This window comes from Bacillus bruguierae, from assembly GCF_037104725.1.
Classification (GTDB): domain Bacteria; phylum Bacillota; class Bacilli; order Bacillales; family Bacillaceae_G; genus Bacillus_A; species Bacillus_A bruguierae.
This window is the reverse complement of the sequence record NZ_JBAWSX010000045.1, coordinates 1-1,115: the sequence shown is the minus strand read 5'-3', so window position 1 is coordinate 1,115 and position 1,115 is coordinate 1. Positions and strand designations below refer to the sequence as shown.

Here is a 1,115-nt window from a genome sequence, read left to right as displayed (position 1 = left end):
AATAATAAAAGTCTGGTAATGATGGCAGAGAGGTCACACCCGTTCCCATACCGAACACGGAAGTTAAGCTCTCTAGCGCCGATGGTAGTTGGGACTTTGTCCCTGTGAGAGTAGGACGTTGCCAGGCAAAATGGAGGATTAGCTCAGCTGGGAGAGCACCTGCCTTACAAGCAGGGGGTCGGCGGTTCGATCCCGTCATCCTCCACCATATGCCGGCTTAGCTCAATTGGTAGAGCAACTGACTTGTAATCAGTAGGTTGGGGGTTCAAGTCCTCTAGCCGGCACCACTTTAGTAAGAGCCATTAGCTCAGTTGGTAGAGCATCTGACTTTTAATCAGAGGGTCGAAGGTTCGAGTCCTTCATGGCTCACCATTTATTTCATTTCGCGGGTGTGGCGGAATTGGCAGACGCACCAGACTTAGGATCTGGCGCCTTTGGCGTGGGGGTTCGACTCCCTTCACCCGCACTTGTAAACGAAAGAAATTTGATATTATGCGGAAGTAGTTCAGTGGTAGAATACAACCTTGCCAAGGTTGGGGTCGCGGGTTCGAATCCCGTCTTCCGCTCCAATTTACAATATGATATGCCGGGGTGGCGGAACAGGCAGACGCACAGGACTTAAAATCCTGCGGTGGGTGACCACCGTGCGGGTTCGACCCCCGCCCTCGGCACCATATGCGCCCGTAGCTCAATTGGATAGAGCGTTTGACTACGGATCAAAAGGTTAGGGGTTCGAGTCCTCTCGGGCGCGTTCTTTTCGGGAAGTGGCTCAGCTTGGTAGAGCACCTGGTTTGGGACCAGGGGGTCGCAGGTTCAAATCCTGTCTTCCCGATATTTAATAAGGGGCCTTAGCTCAGCTGGGAGAGCGCCTGCCTTGCACGCAGGAGGTCAGCGGTTCGATCCCGCTAGGCTCCACCAAAAGTTCTTTGAAAACTGAACGAAACAAACAACGTGAAACGTCAATTTTTATTTATGATGCTAGACAAACACTTTATTGGAGAGTTTGATCCTGGCTCAGGATGAACGCTGGCGGCGTGCCTAATACATGCAAGTCGAGCGAACCGATTAAGAGCTTGCTCTTAAGAAGTTAGCGGCGGACGGGTGAGTAACACGTA

The 1,115-nt window shown here is 51.8% G+C and carries 9 tRNA genes and 2 rRNA genes; all 11 read left to right on the top strand.

Going from position 1 to position 1,115, the window contains the following annotated elements:
- The first annotated feature begins 11 nt into the window (after positions 1 to 11).
- Positions 12 to 127, top strand: a 5S ribosomal RNA gene (gene rrf, locus WAZ07_RS26150).
- Between the two features lie 5 nt (positions 128 to 132).
- Positions 133 to 208: transfer RNA gene (locus WAZ07_RS26145), tRNA-Val, on the top strand.
- 3 nt (positions 209 to 211) lie between these two features.
- Positions 212 to 287, top strand: a tRNA-Thr gene (locus tag WAZ07_RS26140).
- Between the two features lie 9 nt (positions 288 to 296).
- Positions 297 to 372 (top strand) — tRNA-Lys (locus WAZ07_RS26135).
- A gap of 13 nt (positions 373 to 385) precedes the next feature.
- Positions 386 to 466: transfer RNA gene (locus tag WAZ07_RS26130), tRNA-Leu, on the top strand.
- Between the two features lie 28 nt (positions 467 to 494).
- Positions 495 to 569: transfer RNA gene (locus WAZ07_RS26125), tRNA-Gly, on the top strand.
- 16 nt (positions 570 to 585) lie between these two features.
- Positions 586 to 674, top strand: a tRNA-Leu gene (locus tag WAZ07_RS26120).
- A gap of 3 nt (positions 675 to 677) precedes the next feature.
- Positions 678 to 751 (top strand) — tRNA-Arg (locus WAZ07_RS26115).
- A gap of 7 nt (positions 752 to 758) precedes the next feature.
- Positions 759 to 832, top strand: a tRNA-Pro gene (locus WAZ07_RS26110).
- Positions 833 to 842: 10 nt separating this feature from the next.
- Positions 843 to 918, top strand: a tRNA-Ala gene (locus WAZ07_RS26105).
- A gap of 73 nt (positions 919 to 991) precedes the next feature.
- Positions 992 to 1,115: ribosomal RNA gene (locus tag WAZ07_RS26100) — 16S ribosomal RNA — on the top strand; the annotation flags it as partial.